Source organism: Oscillospiraceae bacterium MB24-C1 (assembly GCA_030913685.1).
Classification (GTDB): domain Bacteria; phylum Bacillota; class Clostridia; order Oscillospirales; family Ruminococcaceae; genus Yanshouia.
This window is the reverse complement of record CP133187.1, coordinates 689,890-708,100: the sequence shown is the minus strand read 5'-3', so window position 1 is coordinate 708,100 and position 18,211 is coordinate 689,890. Positions and strand designations below refer to the sequence as shown.

The 18,211-nt window shown below is 48.1% G+C and carries 16 protein-coding genes; 12 read left to right on the top strand and 4 right to left on the bottom strand.

Translation table 11 applies throughout. The features are described from left to right. Nucleotides 1-96: 96 nt before the first annotated feature. The 6 genes from RBH76_03535 to RBH76_03510 all read left to right on the top strand — a co-directional run bounded on the left by RBH76_03535 (nucleotide 97) and on the right by RBH76_03510 (nucleotide 5,292). Nucleotides 97-366: an HPr family phosphocarrier protein gene (locus RBH76_03535; protein ID WMJ84513.1), complete on the top strand. Its 270-nt coding sequence runs from the start codon at nucleotides 97-99 to the stop codon at nucleotides 364-366. 91 nt (nucleotides 367-457) lie between these two features. Next, nucleotides 458-2,305: an excinuclease ABC subunit UvrC gene (uvrC, locus tag RBH76_03530; protein ID WMJ84512.1), complete on the top strand. Its 1,848-nt coding sequence runs from the start codon at nucleotides 458-460 to the stop codon at nucleotides 2,303-2,305. A 172-nt stretch (nucleotides 2,306-2,477) separates the two neighbouring features. Next, entirely contained in the window at nucleotides 2,478-3,014 is a 537-nt protein-coding gene (gene rsmD, locus RBH76_03525) for a 16S rRNA (guanine(966)-N(2))-methyltransferase RsmD (GenBank protein WMJ84511.1), read from the top strand. A 9-nt stretch (nucleotides 3,015-3,023) separates the two neighbouring features. Continuing rightward, nucleotides 3,024-3,524: a pantetheine-phosphate adenylyltransferase gene (coaD, locus tag RBH76_03520; GenBank protein WMJ84510.1), complete on the top strand. Its 501-nt coding sequence runs from the start codon at nucleotides 3,024-3,026 to the stop codon at nucleotides 3,522-3,524. Further along, the gene (locus RBH76_03515) at nucleotides 3,521-3,976 is read left to right on the top strand and encodes an ATPase (protein ID WMJ84509.1); all 456 of its coding nucleotides are present in this window, start codon (nucleotides 3,521-3,523) and stop codon (nucleotides 3,974-3,976) included. The genes coaD and RBH76_03515 overlap by 4 nt, the downstream gene beginning before the upstream one ends. 473 nt (nucleotides 3,977-4,449) lie before the next feature. Further along, nucleotides 4,450-5,292: a methyl-accepting chemotaxis protein gene (locus RBH76_03510; protein ID WMJ84508.1), complete on the top strand. Its 843-nt coding sequence runs from the start codon at nucleotides 4,450-4,452 to the stop codon at nucleotides 5,290-5,292. Between the two features lie 154 nt (nucleotides 5,293-5,446). On the opposite strand, the gene RBH76_03505 is transcribed toward RBH76_03510, so the two are convergent. From RBH76_03505 to RBH76_03490, 4 genes are read right to left on the bottom strand one after another with little or no spacing between them, the layout of a single operon-like run. Further along, on the bottom strand, nucleotides 5,447-6,631 hold the full coding sequence (locus RBH76_03505) for a YibE/F family protein (protein ID WMJ84507.1): 1,185 nt from the start codon (nucleotides 6,629-6,631) through the stop codon (nucleotides 5,447-5,449). A 4-nt stretch (nucleotides 6,632-6,635) separates the two neighbouring features. Continuing rightward, entirely contained in the window at nucleotides 6,636-8,177 is a 1,542-nt protein-coding gene (locus RBH76_03500) for a CAP domain-containing protein (protein ID WMJ84506.1), read from the bottom strand. A 3-nt stretch (nucleotides 8,178-8,180) separates the two neighbouring features. Next, nucleotides 8,181-8,930, bottom strand: coding sequence for a lysophospholipid acyltransferase family protein (locus RBH76_03495; protein WMJ84505.1), 750 nt, complete (start codon nucleotides 8,928-8,930; stop codon nucleotides 8,181-8,183). A 28-nt stretch (nucleotides 8,931-8,958) separates the two neighbouring features. After that, nucleotides 8,959-10,218: a chloride channel protein gene (locus RBH76_03490; GenBank protein ID WMJ84504.1), complete on the bottom strand. Its 1,260-nt coding sequence runs from the start codon at nucleotides 10,216-10,218 to the stop codon at nucleotides 8,959-8,961. A gap of 284 nt (nucleotides 10,219-10,502) precedes the next feature. Here RBH76_03490 and RBH76_03485 point away from each other — a divergent pair, with 284 nt between their 5' ends. The 6 genes from RBH76_03485 (at nucleotide 10,503) to RBH76_03460 (ending at nucleotide 18,206) form a co-directional block, all read left to right on the top strand. Beyond that, nucleotides 10,503-11,465 carry an RluA family pseudouridine synthase gene (locus tag RBH76_03485; GenBank protein WMJ84503.1) on the top strand — a complete coding sequence of 321 codons (963 nt, stop codon included), beginning with the start codon at nucleotides 10,503-10,505 and terminating at the stop codon, nucleotides 11,463-11,465. A gap of 173 nt (nucleotides 11,466-11,638) precedes the next feature. Further along, entirely contained in the window at nucleotides 11,639-12,409 is a 771-nt protein-coding gene (locus RBH76_03480; protein ID WMJ84502.1) for a TIGR00282 family metallophosphoesterase, read from the top strand. Between the two features lie 128 nt (nucleotides 12,410-12,537). Beyond that, the gene (locus RBH76_03475; protein WMJ84501.1) at nucleotides 12,538-12,888 is read left to right on the top strand and encodes an Asp23/Gls24 family envelope stress response protein; all 351 of its coding nucleotides are present in this window, start codon (nucleotides 12,538-12,540) and stop codon (nucleotides 12,886-12,888) included. A 29-nt stretch (nucleotides 12,889-12,917) separates the two neighbouring features. Then, a complete protein-coding gene (locus tag RBH76_03470; GenBank protein ID WMJ84500.1) occupies nucleotides 12,918-14,612 on the top strand; it encodes a DAK2 domain-containing protein in 1,695 nt (564 codons plus the stop codon). Between the two features lie 363 nt (nucleotides 14,613-14,975). Then, a complete protein-coding gene (locus tag RBH76_03465; protein ID WMJ84499.1) occupies nucleotides 14,976-16,718 on the top strand; it encodes a methyl-accepting chemotaxis protein in 1,743 nt (580 codons plus the stop codon). A gap of 444 nt (nucleotides 16,719-17,162) precedes the next feature. Continuing rightward, nucleotides 17,163-18,206, top strand: coding sequence for a TAXI family TRAP transporter solute-binding subunit (locus tag RBH76_03460; protein WMJ84498.1), 1,044 nt, complete (start codon nucleotides 17,163-17,165; stop codon nucleotides 18,204-18,206). The last annotated feature ends 5 nt before the right edge of the window (nucleotides 18,207-18,211 follow it).

Sequence of the window (18,211 nt, the reverse complement as noted above, 5' to 3'; positions counted from 1 at the left end):
CTTTTGTGTGATTGACGTGGTGGCAGAATGACCGTATAATGAAGATGAGGATATAAAATTGTTGTTTTAAATCACCGATGATAGGAGATATGTACTATGTATATGAAGGATGTTAATGTGCAGAATCAGATTGGACTGCACGCCCGTCCCGCTACTTTTTTTATCCAGAAGGCAAATGAATTCAAAGCATCCATTTGGGTCGAAAAAGATGAACGACGTGTGAATGCCAAGAGTCTTTTAGGTGTTCTTTCTCTGGGCATCGTCGGGGGCTCCTCTATACGTATCATAGCGGACGGCGCTGATGAGCAAGCCGCTGTTGACGGTTTGGCAAAGCTTGTTGAAACCGGCTTTACTGAGCAATTCTAGGTTTTGGACACAGCGAGACGGTGTGCTGCTTTTGTTGGCGGCACACCGTTTTTGTTACGCGGCAGCACTGCCGGTTTGATGGGGGAAAGATATGTCGGAAGAGAGAATACACGCGCTTCATCAGAAATCCCGGGCATTGACGGCTGAGCCGGGCGTTTATTTAATGCGTAATAAAGCCGGCGAGATCATCTATGTTGGCAAAGCCAAAAACTTAAAAAACCGTGTCTCAAGCTATTTCCGTGCGTTGGATAAGCATCTGCCAAAGGTGTTGGCGATGGTATTGCAGGTACAGAGTTTTGAAACGATCGTCACTGCCAGTGAGTTTGAAGCGCTTGTGCTTGAATGCAGCCTGATTAAGCAACATACGCCAAAATATAATATTTTGCTCAAGGACGACAAAGGCTACAGCTATCTGCGCATTGACAAAGGGGAATACCCTCGTATCACCGAGGTCAAACAGAAGACGGATGATGGCGCGACCTATATTGGACCGTATATGTCGGCGTGGGTAGTGAAAAATACTGCTGATGAAGCGAACAAGGCATTTGGGCTACCCACCTGCACGCGGCAGTTCCCCCGCGATATTAAAAAGGGACGGCCCTGTCTCAATTACCATCTTAAACAGTGCATGGGGGTATGTCGGGGCGGCATTTCGCCGGAGGAGTACGCCGAAATTATGCGGCAGGCAATGGAATACATTAAGGGCGGTAGCGCTGAGGCGCAAAAACTGCTCACTGAACAGATGGAACAAGCGGCCGAGAATCTTGAGTTTGAAAAGGCAGCTAAATGCCGCGACAGGCTTCGGGCGATCGCCCGCTTTGCCGACCGCCAGCGGGTGGTGTACGCCAATGTTACTGATCAGGATGTGCTGGCGTTTGTACAATCGGGCGACGATTTATCGTTGTCGCTGATCAAATTCCGAGGGCAAAGGCTGGTGGATAAGCTTGACTTTTTGTTCCCCGACATCTCGTCGGTTGAGGATGCCAGAGAGGAATTCATCTCGCGTTACTACTCAGACCCGATGCACGAGCTGCCGAGCCAGCTGACGGTGGATGGACCGCTACCCGATAAACCGTTGATTGAACAGCTATTGTCGCAGCGTTTAGGCAAAAAAGTGTCCATTGTGCAGCCGCAGCGCGGCGACCTGGTTAAGCTGGTGGAGATGGCGCGATTAAATGCCGCCGAGCAGCTGTCGCTGCGAAGCAGTGGGCGCACTGGGCGAGAACTGGCGGCGCTCGACGAACTGGCAAAGCTTCTGGGATTATCAAAACCACCGGTCTGGATCGAATCCTATGATATTTCAAACATTGGCAGCGAGACGATCGTTGGCTCGATGGTGGTGTTTGAAAATGGTCGGCCGCAAAAGGCAGCCTATAAGCATTTTTCGATCAAGGATATCGTGGGGCCGGATGACTACGCCAGTATGGCGCAGATGCTCAATCGCCGGTTTGCCCGCTATCTGGCGCAGGCCGAAGACGGCGGTTTTTTTAATCGTCTACCAGATTTGCTGTTAATCGATGGCGGCCGGGGGCATGTTTCCACCGCTAAGGGCGTGCTGGAGTCGCTGTCACTGAACATACCGGTGTTCGGTATGGTTAAAGATGACCGGCACCGTACCCGTGCCATTTCGTCTCAGGGGGGCGAGATTGGAATCGCTTCTCATCGTAGTGTTTTCACGCTTGTGACCATGATTCAGGATGAAACGCATCGTTTTGCCATAAACTATGCGCGTAAGGCGCACAAAAAGACAGCTTTTGAGCTTTCGCTCACCAAGGTCAAGGGTATTGGAGATGTGAGGGCGCGCGCCCTTTTTTCACATTTTAAAACCAAAAAGGCGATTCTCACCGCAGATGAAAAAGCGCTTGCTGCCGTCAAGGGTATGAACCTGCGCGCAGCCAGAGCGCTGCTCGATGCGGTGCAGAAGGGTGAAATCGGTTGACAAATTGTCATAAAAAAGGGATAATAATAAGCGATCTTTAATAGATTAACACCTAATACTATCGCTCGTCTTTGGGAGAAAAGTTCCCTTGCAAATTATGTTTACCTTTTAATGGGTGAGTGAATAGTTTAAACAATCGGCTGCTCGCGGCCGAGCTTTAAGGAGACAAGTCATGAGAGTTATCACCGGCACGGCCAGAGGGCGCAAGCTTGTGGCTCCGCAGGGATTAGATACCCGCCCGACCTCAGATATGGCAAAAGAAGCGCTGTTTTCTATCATTCAGTTTGAGGTGGAAGGTTCTGCGGTGCTGGATCTTTTTGCAGGTTCGGGTCAGCTTGGCATTGAGGCGCTGTCGCGCGGCGCACGTTCGGCGGTTTTTGTCGACGCTTCGCGCGAGGCAAATCAGGCCATTACCCAGAACCTTGAACACACCAAGCTCAAAGACCATGCGCGGATCGTCATGATGGACGCTGTCGCGTTTTTAAAAACTGTACGCGAGCCTTTTGATATTGCGTTGTTAGACCCGCCCTACAACAAAGAGCTGATTAATTCGTTGCTGCCGTTGCTGGTGCCTTGTATGAACCCCGGCGGCATTATTATGTGTGAAACTGAGCGGGATGAAATGCTGCCCGAAGCCGTGGGCATTTTTGCCGCGCGCAAAGAATATCGTTACGGTAAGGCAAAGTTGACGACCTACCGTGCGCTTTAAGGAGACATTATGAGAATTGCAGTATGCCCCGGCAGCTTTGACCCCGTCACTTACGGTCATTTGGATATTTTTAAGCGTGCCTCCAAGCTGTTTGACAAGGTGATTGTGGTCGTGGTCATCAACCCGGACAAGCACCCGACCTTTTCGGTTGAGGAGCGTATGCAGATGATCCGTGAGGTGGTCGCCGAATATCCCAATGTTGAGGTTGACAGCTATTCTGGCCTGCTCATCAACTATGTCCGCGATAAAAACGCTGTGGCCATCGTCAAGGGACTGCGCGCTATGAGCGATTTCGAATATGAATTCCAGATGGCGATCACCAATAAGAAGCTGTATCCGGGTGCCGAGACGGTGTTTTTGACCACCAGCCTGTATAACCTTTACTTAAGTTCCAGTTTGGTGCGGCAGATGGCGATGCTCAAGGGCGATCTTTCTGGGTTAGTTCCCCGGTGCCTACATGAGCGGGTATATCAGCGATTTGAGAAGAAAGGTGGAGACGCTTCAGAATGAACATTGAAGAAATTTTAGACATGCTCGATGAGCTGTTGGATAAAAGCTGGAATCTTCCGCTGACCAACAATCGTAGTGTGGTGGATATTGAGAAGATTCAGGAGCTGCTCGACGATATTCGCATGAACCTACCTGGCGAGATCAAGCAGGCCAAGAGCATTGTTTCAGATCGCGCCGATATCATCGCCACTGCCAAACGCGAGGCGGATGCTGTTGTGCGCCGCGCCGAGGACCGCGCCCGCGCGCTTATTGCGCAGGAGGAAATTGTTAAACAGGCACAACAGAAGGCGGTTGAGATTCTTTCGCAGGCGCAGAGCAAAGCGAAAGACCTCCGCACGGCTTCACAAGAGTTTTCGGATGATCTTTTGCGTCAGTCGGAAGAGACGCTGGCAAAACTGCTTACCGAGGTGCGCACCACCCGTCAGGCTATGCGCAACACGACCAAGCGGTAGAAGCTGACCAGCAAAAATCATTATTTAACGCCCATTTTCAGGATATTTACTTCTGAAAATGGGCGCTTTGATTTATTTAGCGTGTGGCTACGCGGTAACGCTAACCTTTATTTATAGCCGAGTAACTCTAAAAGCACTTTGGTATTTGCGGTTTATTTTATGCGCCTGCTACGTTGCCCTGCTTGCGTCGTCCGTCTTGTACCACGAAAAAGCCTTGCAAACACTACCCACAAGTATCCACTCTAACAAGTACTCTGTTTTATTTGAGATTAGTATCAGGCTTTTCTACACAAAGTGTCATACTTGACAATTCATCACGGAAAAGGCTAAAATATTAATAATTATCATTGTTCCAATATTAATTTGTAATTTTTAGAGTAATCAAGGCGATAGATTAGGGATTTTCTCAATGGCTTAAGCGTATTTATATTTAATAATCATTTTAAAATGAGAAATATAAAGGGGCGGATATTGTGAAAAATTATTCAGCGGAAGAGATTTTAGATTCTTTTACAGTTTTGGCGCCATATCTTAATGAAATATTTATCGAGGATGTTGGTGTATCTGTCATTAAAGAGGGCTATTACACTTCATATGTCCCTGGTAAATCTTTCGACTTAAGGATTAAGGCTGGAGAGCCAATGCAAGGTCAAGTTAGCGAACAATGTATAACAACCGGTAAGAAAGTTGTGCGAAAGATTACAAAGGAGCAATCAGCCTTTGGTATACCCTATATAGCATGTGCATACCCGGTTAAAAACGGCAGCAAGGTAATTGGTTGTGTTATTACAACTCAGGCCGTAGAAAGTCAAGAAAAAATACAACAAATTTCAAAAGAATTAGCGGCATTTGCACAAGAGCACACAGCAAATATGGAAGAGATCGCTGCTACAACTGCGGAATTAGCGAATATCTCTAACGAGCTTGGAGCTTTTAGTAAGGATTTAACCAGTTCAATAAAACAGACAGATGAAATAGTTGCTTTTATCAGTAGCATAGCTAAACAAACTAATTTATTAGGCTTGAATGCAGCCATAGAAGCTGCTCGCGTTGGCGAGCTTGGCAGAGGCTTTGGTGTTGTAGCCGGTGAAGTTCGGAAACTAGCAGTAGAAAGTGCTGAATCAGTTAAAAATATAAAAGATTTATTGGATAAGGTACAACAGTCTATTATCCAAATGAATGAAAAAATTCAAGCGGTTGATGGCACTGTAAAATCCCAAGAGGTATCTATACAAGAAACGGCGAATGCCAGCCTAGGCTTTGCTACCATGGCAGGGGAACTTGCAGGCATTTCAGATTATATGACAGATCAATAGCATTGGAGGTGGCGCTCTGGTTGGTAACGCCAGGTGCCGCCGTGGGGTCACTGAAAATACCCTTACGGTTAAGCGAAATGTTTAGAACCTGAGATTACAGATATATGCTGTAATCTCAGGTTCTTTTTTAAAATAGTAATAGTAACAAAAAAGGTTAGTTATTCGGCAAAACGGTGGGAGGGTCAGATTTATCATCTTTTTTGCTCAAACAGTAGATTGTGGCGCAGACCGCTGAGGTCAGCGGAATGGTTAAGAGTAGCCCAAAGCTGCCCACTAGCGCCTGAAGGATTTCCACGACGATCATTTCGCGGTTTAAAAGCCCCAGCCATGAGCTGCTGTAGGCGATGAGAAGCAGCGTCAGAGAAAGCGAACCGCCGATATAGGCAAGTACCAGCGTGTTGGACATGGTGCCCATAATGTCGCGCCCAATGGTCATACCGGAGCGCATAATGGCGGCGGGGGTACATTCTGGAGTAGCTTCATAAATCTCATATAGCGCCGAAGAAAGCGAGATGGCGACATCCATGATAGCGCCGACCGCGCCGATGAGAATGGCGGCAAAGATGATAGCCTTGAGATCAATTGTATGCCCCTCAATTAAAAACTTCAGGTACAGTGATTCCTCATTGAGCATACCGGTCAGGCGCAAAAATTTGTCTGAAAACAGCGTCAGTCCACCGGACAGCAAAATACCAGAAAAACAGCCGATGCCGCTGCAGAGGCTCTTTTTATTGGCGCCGTTGACGATGAGCAGTGTCATGATAATGATGAATGCACAGGTGAGAATCGCCCAAAAATAGATGTTCTTACCCGATAAAATGGCGGGAACAAATACGGTGAAGATAGCTAGGCAAGTAAATGTCAGGGATAAGATTGTATTAAGGCCTTTAAAGCGTCCGAAAAGAATCAACATTACACCAAAGACGACGGCAAATATCAACAATGTATCAGTTCGGACATATTCGCCCATCATCCACTTGACTTCGCCGTGAAAATCGGGGTTTAGGATAACGAGCACATGATCTCCTGTTTTTACCTCCCGAAGTTGATAGGGAGAATCGGGGTCACAGTTTTGCAGTGCTGTAATCAAGGCGCCCTTTTGAGGGCCAGTGAGCAGCTTTGCGCCAAAAATGATATTGACACCTTGGCCATACTGCATGCCGCCAACCTCCTGTGCTGCCGATTGGCGGGCGATAATGCCTTGAACCTGAGCCTTTTCACAGTTATCCTGATAAATATGCTCAAATTCAGGCATATTGGATGAAGCAACCCTGCTGCCGACGATCAAATATAAAATAGACAGAAGAATGGAAGCTATATAGACTACTTTTTGTTTCATGATGCTATTCCTTTGTGATGAAAAGCTGCGCATAGTAATAGTCGCCGTCGGTACCCTGTACAATGCCGACGCAGATACCGGTAAACTTCGGCCTTAGAATATTTTCACGGTGGCCCGGTGATCCCATCCAAGCTTCTACGGCGCTGGTAGCGTTGAGAACATTGGCGTCCAGCAGATTTTCTCCCGCGGCATGATAGGAATACCCCATGTCTGTCAGTACCGTTTCCCAGCCGCGGCCATCCGGGCGGGAGTGGTCCCACACGGTGGAGGCTTCTTTGGCGCGGGTCTGGCAGGCACCCTCAAGGTCTGGCAGATAGGCCAACGTCGAAAGGCCGTAGCGGGCGCGCTCTTCATTGACCAGATCAACAATTTCCTCAACATAATGGTCATATTTGCTGCTGACGTTATAAGCGACGGCGTTGACCGCAATCGGCAGCGTTACCCGGCTTTCGGCGTAGCCTGTGCAGCTTGCAATTATGGTGATGTTGGTGTTGCCGACGGCTTTGCCTTCGATTGAAAGCACGCCGTTACTGTATTGAACGGCAATATTATCATTATCAATGGACACAGACAACGCTGCACCATCGGGCAATCCGGCAATGTTGGCCTCTTTAGTTTGCCCTAATGCCAATGATATAGACGAAGGTAGCGACATGGGCACCAGTGGCATAGTAAAAGCTGCGCTGACCGTTTGCGTGGTGGTGTGGTACCCCTCGGCCTCACAAGAAACGATCACCGTAAAATTACCCGCTTTAGTTGAAGAAATGCGAATAATATTCGCATCGACTTTGGCTGATACCGCAGGATCATTGGCCGATGCGGTTAGACGACCGCCCGGCTGGAATGCAAGGCAGGTCACGTTAAGCGTGTCTCGTGTGGTTCCCGATATGCTTTGATTCGCCAGCTCCAGCATCGCCGTTGGTTTATCCACCTCGACGGACAGCTGAGCTGAAAACGGCTGGTAACCGACGCAGGTCACGCCTATTTGTAAGGTTGTTTTACCGGGCGCAACAGCGGCCAACATGATAGCATCCGACTGCTGATCGACGCTTACTACGGCCGTGTCTGCATTTTGGATACTGTACACGGCATTTTCAGGCGCGCCAGACAACTCAAACGATTTTTCATCCCCCATGTTGAGCGTGAGACCCTCGCCTAAGTCCAGCTCTTTTCCGTCCTCTAAAACGGCAATTATCGACATGAGTTGTGTGGTGACCGAAACAGGATATCGCGTCTCCTTTGTGCGGTAGCCCTTGGCTTCTAGCCGAAGGGTAAGAATATAATCTCCGGCTGTATCGCACGAGAGGGTCAGGGCGTTGCCATCGGATATTTGTGCGTCGAGCGCCGGATCTCTGCAGATAGCGGTCAACTTGAGACCTTCGAGTTGTGGTAGTTCGGCTTTCACTGATTTTGTCTCGCCCACTGAAAAATTAAGGTTTTTAGCCCCGCGCAGGACGATTGCGTTGCTGTCAAACTCTTTTTCAAAACAGCCTGTGAGAGCGAATAACAGAAGGACCACACTAACAACCATAGACAATCGCTTCATGTTTCACAACTCCTTTAAAGCCGACTGAGCCCGATGTTGCTCCAGCGCCTGGCGTACACGGTCTTGTGCAAGGGCGGGTAAAGCCTTCCAATCCTCGCGGGCATAGCCGTCCGTATCAATCATCGGCAAAACGGTGATGGTTACAGTTGCGGGCTTGATTCGGTAGCCGTTTCGCTCCAGCAAGTGCCCGGTGCCCTCAATAAAAAACGGTACAACAGGGGCGTTGTTTTTCTGAGCAATTTTGAATGCTCCGGCTTTAAAATCCGCCATATCACCGGTTTTACTGCGGGTGCCCTCGGGGAATACAACCATCGGATAACCATTCTGCACACGCCGCCCTGCCTCATTGAGCGCATTCATCGAGGCGCGCGGGTTATCTCTGTCGATGAAAACACAGCCAAGTTCCAGCATCCAGCTGCGTATCAGCGGCATCTTTTGAATTTCTTTTTTTGCAACGAGGCCTTTTGCGCCGCCTAAGTAACCAAGAACCAGCGGAATATCAAAATAGCCCTGATGATTGCCGACATAGACAGCAGCAATGTCGTCGGGGGGCAGATTTTCAAGTCCTTGAACCGTAATTTTTGCCCCGGCGGCCTTTAGTAGCCGACGGGCCCATTTATGTATGACGGAAAAGACGATGGCATCATGTCGCCAGATTTCACCTTTTCGTCGCAGATGCTGCGTCCATAGCAACAGCGGATAAACCATAATTAGATAAAGCCAAAAATAAGCGAACCAAACGAAGGTGTGCATCGGTCAGACATCCCTTTCAGCAACAGCATCAGTGGGCTGTGCGGTTAATAACCACCGGGTGGGTTTTTGAATGGACAATTTTTTGAGAACTGTAAAGACTATAATATCCTGAGAGCATATAGCTGACAGCTAGGCCGAGCAGGAACATCTGCGGCGAAACAAAACCGAACACCTCGCAAGCCAGCAGCAGCGATGTGAGCGGGCAGTTTGTAACCCCGCAGAACATTGCAATCATCCCGATGGCGGCTGCCGCATGTGGATCCATCCCCAGAAAGCCAGAAATCGCGCTGCCAAAGGTGGCACCCACAAAAAGGGTTGGGATAATCTCGCCGCCCTTAAAGCCAAAGCTCAGCGTTGCGGCAGTAAAAAGCAGTTTTAAAATAAATGCCTCGGGTACAGTCTCGCCCTGCAGTGCATCTTCAATGATGTTGATACCGGAGCCTAGATAATCACGCGTTTGGAATATGTAGGTCATTGCTATGACCAATAGGCCACCTGTAAAGGCACGCAAATAAGGATTGGGAATAAAACGTCGAGACAAATTGGACGTACGCTCCAACGATGCACAAAACAGGATGCTTAATCCTGCGCAAAGAATACCCAAAACAATGACACCGGTTGTGACGGTGACGGTAAACGGAATTTCTTCGATGTGAAAGCGCTCAGCAGGCAGTCCGCTATGTTGTGCAATCGAATAGGCAATAATTGCCGAAACGGTGCAGGGCACCAAAGCTGAATAGCACATGATACCGATATTCGCCAACTCAAGTGCGAAAACGGTGGCGGCTAGCGGTGTGCCAAACAGTGCCGAAAAGGCGGCGCTCATACCACACATGACAAGAATATGCTTTTTACTCTCACGTGTTTTGAAGATATCACCGATCAGATGGCCAATGCTACCGCCAAGCTGGAGTGCTGCGCCCTCACGTCCGGCAGAACCGCCAAAAAGATGGGTTAAAACAGTGGAAACAAAGATCAGCGGTGCCATTTTTGCTGGAATACGGTCTTCAGAACGCACCGCCTCAATAACCAGGTTGGTGCCGCGAGGGGTTCTAGTATTTGTAATATTATAAAAGAATACAATTAATAATCCGGCAAAGGGCAGTAACCATATAACCCAGGGATTTGCCGTTCTAAAGTCGGTAACGGTCAGCAGCAGGTGCCCAAACACGGTGGTTAAGATTCCGACAACTAGGCCTACAATAATGGATACCACGGTGAAACGGCAAAACTTGTACAGATAGTAGCCCATGCGTGGGATTGTCTTTTCTGGGATTAAAGCTTCCATTTGGCAGGTCTCCTTTTTGACAGTTGCGGGTGATAGCGTTACAAATTCAAATACATGAATGTATATTTTGCATTATTATATCATATTTCGTAATACTTTGAAAAGTAATATATCGTATATACGCGTTAAAAAACATAATGATCGTCAGGGCGTGTTGTTAATGCATGCTGCTTGTGGTATAATATTCAAGAATTCGTCATGTCCGCGGGCGCGGCGATGGCAGTCTAAGGCACTGATTCGCACTCCTTTTTAAATGATGGACCACTTTGAAATGAGGAAAACCTTTGGCGACGCTTGAATTTATTGTACCGACTGAATGGGACGGCAAAAAGCTGGATGCGTTTCTACGCACCGTTCATCAATTTTCTGGGACGACAATCAAACGGGCTAAAAGCATCCAGGGTGGCCTGACGATGGACGGTCGGCATATCCGTACCGTCGACCCACTGCGTGCAGGGGCTGTCATCAGGGTTGTAACCGATGTGGTGCATCGCAGTTATTTGCCAAGTGCGGCTACGGTAGAGACTCTTTACGTTGATGACGATATGATCATATACAACAAACCGGCAGGCATGCCGTGCCACCCCTCTAAGGGGCATCCTTTCGACACACTAGCCAATGTGTTTGCGGCACGGCCTGATACAAGAGGGCTGTACTTTCGCCCGGTAGGCCGTTTGGATAGAGATACCTCGGGGGCGGTGCTGTGTGCCAAACATGCGCACGCGGCATACCGACTGTCCGGCGAGAATAAACCCGTCAAAGTCTACTTGGCTTTGATCGCCAACCCATTACCGCAGCCCAGGGGTACGGTGGATGCGCCAATTGTTCGTGAGGCTGAGGGCAGTCAGCGCCGCTGTGTGCGTACTGATGGGCAACGTGCGGTGACACATTATAAAACGCTGCTGGAAGGCGAGGGGCTTTCTTTTCTGGCGCTTTGGCTTGAGACGGGGCGCACACATCAGATTCGGGTACACATGGCGCACCTTGGCAGTTCGCTGGTGGGTGACGCGCTTTATGGCGGTAACTGCACGATTTTGAACCGACACGCGCTACACTGCTTTGTCATGACGCTGACCCACCCACTTTCCGGTGCTGAGGTAAAGGTTATGGCTGGGCTGCCGGTAGATATGAAAGCGGAATTACTAAAGCATTTTTCAGAGAAACAGCTCAAAGAAGCATTGATAAAAGCGCAGGAATTGGAATGTACAGCGCGCGCCGGATTGTACGGCGAAGCAGCGGATAAATAGCAAAAAGCAATGGCGGCAGTATATGATTGGCATCGGCGTGTCCTGTGTTTACGTTGTGGTGCCGATTTATGCCTACAGTTTAGCATTTTGGTTTTTTATGCAGCTTAGGTGGAAACCGAGCGAATGCAGCCTGTTATTACAGGCGGGAGATTTATTTTTGGAGGATACGGCCTATGAACATCCTGATGCTGGGCGATGTGGTCGGGCAGGGCGGCTGCGAGGCGATCCGCGAACATCTGCCGGGGTTAAAACGGCATTACGAAGCGGATACTGTCATTATAAATGGAGAGAATTCTGCACAGGGCAATGGTATTCTGCCATCTAGCGCTAAGCACTTGTTTGATTCCGGCGCAAACGTAATTACCACCGGCAACCATGTCTTCCGCCGCCGTGAAATTTATGAGCTGCTCGATCGGCGGGAGGGAATTATCCGCCCGGCTAATTTTTCGCCCGAAACGCCGGGGACCGGCGTCTATGTGTTGGATATGTTGCGCTGTCGCATTGCGGTCGTCAATTTAATGGGAACGGCGGGAATGGAACCGCTAGCAAACCCTTTTGACACGATCGATAGCATTTTAAAAACATTGGATACCCCAAACATTATTCTGGATTTTCACGCCGAGACCACCTCGGAAAAGCGCGCCATGGGCTTTTATCTCGATGGGCGCATCTCACTGTTTGCCGGTACGCACACCCATGTGCAGACCGCCGACGAGCAGATATTGCCCAATGGTACCGGCTACATTACCGATCTGGGTATGTGTGGGCCAAAGCAGTCGGTGTTAGGCGTTAAGCCTGAACAAGTCATTGCCCGGTTTCGTACCGCAATGCCGACGCGGTTTGAAAACCCTGATGGCGAGCAGATTATCTGCGGCATCGCCGTTGAGATCGACGAAAAGAGTGGGAAAACAAAAGCGATCGAGCGTATTTATCGGAATTTTTGAATGAAATACGCTGGTAAAATTAACAATCTGTTTCTTGCAACGTAGGGTAATATTTTTTATAATAGGACGAATTGATTTCAAGGTTAAGCGTGGTGCTTAAACTAGAGCTTATAAAGGAGGAATCGTAGATGATCCGAGTAGAAAATAGATTGGGAACGGTTGAAATTTCCACAAATTTTTTCGCCGAACTCGTCAGTCATGCCGCTTCAAGCTGTTTTGGCGTCTCTGGTATGGTGGTCTCCGGCGCGTCTCAGGGACTGCGGCAGATGACCGGTGCCGAGCTTCCGGATAAGGGTGTGCAGGTCAGTGCCAAAGACGGTGCCCTGATTGTCGATTTGCATATCGAAGTTGCTTATGGTGTGAACATTGCCGCGGTTGTACGCAGCATCGTTTCGGAAGTTCGTTATGCCGTCGAGGATATTACGGGATTCAAGGTGACCCGCGTCAACGTTTTTGTCGATGCGATGAAATGCGAATAAAGAGAGCGTAGTTAGGGAGAGTGAATCGTTTGATACAGGGAAAAGTGCTTCGTGATGCGATCATTTCGGGCGCAAATCACATTGCAAACAACCGGCAAAAGGTGGATGCACTCAACGTGTTTCCGGTGCCGGATGGCGATACCGGCACCAATATGTCTATGACCATTTCGGCCGCCAAGCGCGAACTTGAGCGGCTTGATGACGATACCACCGTTGAAGAGGTTTCGAAGACTGCTGCCTCCGCATTGTTGCGCGGTGCACGCGGTAACTCAGGCGTTATTCTGTCACTGCTGTTTCGTGGGTTCTCAAAAGGGCTTACGGGTAAAAAGTCCGCTGCGGCCGACGATATTGCCAATGCGTTGACACTAGGTGTTGAAGCCGCCTACAAAGCGGTGATGAAGCCGACCGAAGGCACGATTCTCACCGTGTCGCGCGCTGCGGCTGAAACTGCCCGGGAGGCCGCCGCCAGCTTTGGCGGGGATGTTGTAGGCTTGTGGGATCAAATTACCGAGGCAGCGTCGCAGATGCTCGATAAGACTCCCGACATGCTGCCGGTACTTAAAAAGGCCGGCGTTGTAGACGCGGGCGGAAAGGGTTTTCTCGTCGTGCTTGAGGGCATGCAGTCGGTGATTAAAAGTGGTGTAATTATACCGCTGGATGGCGACACAGGCCGCGCCGCTGCGTCGTCTGAGGCGGCGGGTGCAGTCATCTTCAGGGATGAGCATGGTTTTGAGGGCGAGATTACATTTACCTATTGTACCGAATTTATTGTGTTGCGCAAAGAGACCGATCAGAACGCGCTCGCGCTGCGCGCTTTTCTTGAAACAATTGGCGACTGCGTCGTTGTTGTGGAGGATGAAGAAATCATCAAAGTGCATGTGCACACCGACCATCCGGGCAAGGCGTTAGAAGAAGCGCTTACCTTTGGCATGCTGACCAACCTTAAAATTGAGAACATGCGTGAACAGTTTGCCGCGGGCGTTTCAAACGCGCAGAAGACCGCGCAGGCAGAGGCGAAGAAAGCGGACGGCACATTTGATTACCAGCCTGTGGACCCTCAGCGTGACTTTGGCTTTGTAGCGGTGGCAGCCGGCGATGGCATGCGCCAACTATTTATGGATCTCGGAACGGACAATGTGGTGTCCGGCGGACAGACTATGAATCCTTCAACCGACGATATTCTTTCTGCTATTCATGCGACACCTGCAAAAACAGTGTTTGTTTTGCCAAATAACAAAAATATTATTATGGCAGCAGAACAAGCCATTAAGCTGGCCGACCGACATGTGATGGTACTGCAGACTAAGACAGTGCCTCAGGGCCTTTCGGCGATGTTGGCGTTTGACCCAGGCAGCGACGGTGAAAGCAATTTTATCGAGATGAGCAAAACTGCCGAGCGGGTCGGTACAGGTCAGATCACCTTTGCTGCGCGTGACAGCGATTTTGACGGGCATAAGATCAAAGAGGGCGAAATTCTCGCGATTGAAAATGGGAAACTTGCCTTTGTCGAAAAAGATTTAATTAAGGCCGCCGGAAAGCTGGCGAAATCTTTAATTAAAAAACAGAGTGATTGTGCTTTTGTCACCATTATTTATGGTGCTGACGCGACCGAAGAGCAGGCCAAACAGATCGAGAATATAATCCACGCTAAATATGGCGATGTTGAGGTCACTCTTGTCAATGGGGGGCAGCCGGTCTATTACTTTATTATTTCTGCTGAATAACAACAGCTTTTATAGAGTCGTTATCATAAAACGATAGCGGCTCTTTTTGTTTTAGCTTTAACCAAACTGTGTTAGCAGGTGTGGGAGATGTGGTGCAATAAAAAATATTTGGCGGTTCTTAAGAGATTGTCTGGCATTATGCCTTAAATGGCTGCTGGTTTTGTTTGTAACAGATAGGATTATGTAAAGTATATATATATCTGTTACATATATAATAACTATTAAGATGTATTGACATATATTAGGATTAAGAATAGAATTAACAAAGCTATATTGTCAATGATGATCATGCAAAAATACAGTGATTTGCTTTATTGACAAAAATTATTGCAAAATACATTGCGCAAGGAGTTTTTTGACATCATGAAGATCAACCTAAGGACAAAAAGAAAGAAAACTCGTATCAATATCCATGATATGAAAATTTCGACTCGGCTTAAATTTGGCTTTGTAGCTGTGATTTTGCTTGAAATCATTATTGGCAGTCTTGGTATCTTTGGTATGTACAAAATCAGTACAGAGGATAAGTCTTTGTACGAGCAGCAAACAAAGCCACTGGTATATGTTTCAAAAATGGTCGAAACGGTCCAGCGTATGCGGGCCGAGGTCAGTTATGCCATTATTAATAATATGAACCACTCAGAGTTAGTTGGCGTTGAGAATCGGGTAACAGAATATAATCAGGTATACTTGGAAAATCAGCAAAATTTCCTGAATTCTATGAGCCCCGAAGCAAACGCTGACATTATAAATGAGGCAGCCGAAATTTATGCTTCTTCTTTTTACCCCGAGTATGAAGAAGCATTGACGCTCATTTTTAATAGGGATGTTCAGGGCGCAAAGATAAATCTGGTGGTAGGGACGAGAGCTGCAGATAAATTGACTGATCTTCTAAACCAGTGTTTTGAGCAAAGCAACCAAGACGCGCTGGAAAAGAGCAATTCTAATCAGTGGTTATTCGTGCTGCTTTCTTTGGTGTTGTTGGGCGTAATAGGTTTAGCGGTGCTGATCTCGATCGTATTGTGCAGCAGTATTCCCAAGGCTATCGGCAAGCCGCTCAAGGAGCTGGTTGACGTTGCTGATCATTTTGCCCACGGCAAGCTCGATAAGACGATTGAATATGAATCTAAAAATGAGATGGGTCAGCTTGCGGCCTCGCTTCGTTCGGCATTTTCCAACTTGCAGAGCATTGTTGGTGAAATATCCGGTTATCTGGTTAGAATTTCAGAAGGCGATCTATCTGTACCTTTGTTGCAAAACTACGATGGGGATTTTGCGCCAATCTCTGCCTCTGTTAATAGAATATTAGATTCGCAGAATACACTTTTCGAGGTTGTTCAGAATTCGGCCATGCAGGTTAACAGCGGTTCGGGGCAGGTCTCGGATGGTGCGCAAATGCTTGCACAGGGTGCGACTGAGCAAGCAGGTTCAATTGAAGAGTTAACGGCGTCAGCAATGAAGATTTCTGATGAGGTCAACTATAATACCGACCGTGTCAATCAGATGTCCAGCCACATTTCTGAGACAACTGCGCAGGTCACACAGTGCAATGAGCAGATGCAGCAAATGTTACTGGCGATGGATGAGATCAAGATGTCGTCGGACGAAATTTCTAAAATTATCAAGGTTATTGATGGTGTCGCCTTCCAGACAAATATTCTGGCGCTCAATGCCGCGGTTGAAGCAGCGAGAGCGGGGGAGGCTGGAAAGGGCTTTTCGGTTGTAGCTGACGAGGTTCGCATGCTTTCCGCAAAGGCAGCTGAAGCGGCAAAACAAACGGCCGATCTCATTGCCGGTTCTATAGACAAAGTGGCGGCTGGATCAAAAATTGCAGATAACACAGCGGGCACCCTTGGCGAGATATCCACACGGATGGAAGATATCAATGGTGCGGTGGCCCAGATTAAGCAGGCGTCTGAGAAACAATCCACAGCAATCTCTGAAATTTCGCTAGGCGTCGAACAGGTTTCAAAGGTAATTCAGAGTAGCTCTGCAACCGCAGAGGAAAGTGCGGCGGCCAGCGAAGAACTTTCGGCTCAGGCAGAGATGCTTATGAAAGAGGTATCCAAATTTAAATTGCGCGCGGTTGAGCAACAATATGTTTAATTTGATCTATTTAAGTGCACCATGCGAGATGGAGCGCTTGATGTAGGTTGTTCTGAAGCTAAAATGCAACTTATCTGATTTGTTTAGTAAACAAGCCTGCCCATTAGGGGCGGGCTTGTTCTATTTTGGCGTATTATTGGGCGTGCCCGAAAATAATGGTGACGTAAATTTATCTATTTGTATATTGTTGTGCATATTTGATAATAAATAAGTGGGGTTTTTATTTTAAAAAAATTGTAACGATAATATGTTGTAATTTATGCATAACCCATAGCAACAAAGACGATGGGGTAGTGTAAATGAAAACTTACCCGAAATCGACTTTTTTCAATTTGTCAGAATGTTAAAATGTAGTATATCCCATTCTTGTGGATTATTTGTCTGTTTAGTTTACTGTATTTAAGGCTAAATTGTCTTAAATGAAAACAAAATAGGAGGATTATCATGAAAAAATTACTCACTTTAGCACTTGTACTGATGCTCGTTACCGTGTTGGCATCCTGTGGTGGAACCTCTTCTGCACCTGCTTCGTCGTCTGCTGCAACTTCGGAATCTGCCGGTGCTTCTTCAGCGCCCACAGTCGATAGAAACAAGGAGTTTATCACGGTGCTCACCGGCCCGACCAGCGGCATTTATTTCCCGATAGGCGGCGCCTTTTCCAAGGTGCTCGGCGATATTGGCTACAAGACATCTGCAACCGCAACTGGCGCAACAGCCGAGAACATTAACGCTATTCTCACCGGACAGGGAGAATTGGCCATTGCCATGAGCGACTCGGTTATCCAGGCTGTCGAAGCTTTTGGCGCATATGAGGGGAAGGAACCGGCCACCGATCTACGCGCAATGATGGGTCTATGGCCGAATGTTTGCCAGATCGTTACCACTGCTGATTCCGGTATCAAGAAGTTTGAAGATATGAAGGGCAAGAAGGTTGGCGTTGGCGCACCCAACTCCGGCGTTGAACTCAATGCCAGAATGATGTTTGAAGCACACGGTATGACCTATGACGACTGCAAGGTCGACTACCTGTCTTACGGAGAAGCAATTGACCAGATGAAAAATGGTCAGTGTGATGTCGCGTTTGTTACCTCTGGCCTTGGCAACGCCACCATCAAGGAACTTGGCGTCACCAAGGAGATCGTTTTTGTCCCCGTTGAAGGCGAAGCGCTCAAGAACCTGGTTGACAAATACCCCTTCTATGTTGAGTGGACCATTCCGAAGGATGTTTATGGCACAAAGGAAGACACCACCACTGCCGCGGTTATGAACATTATGCTTGTTTCAAAGGATGTGTCCGACGACGTTGTTTATGACATGCTTGAGAATTTCTATTCCGAAAAGGGGCTCGAAACTATTAGCGCATCCCACGCCACCGCCAAGAAAGAAATTAAGATTGAAAATGCGCTGCGTGGCCTGAAGGGTACCTCTGTACAACTTCATCCCGGCGCCATCAAATTCTATACCGATAAAGGCATTGCCATCAGCTAACAGAT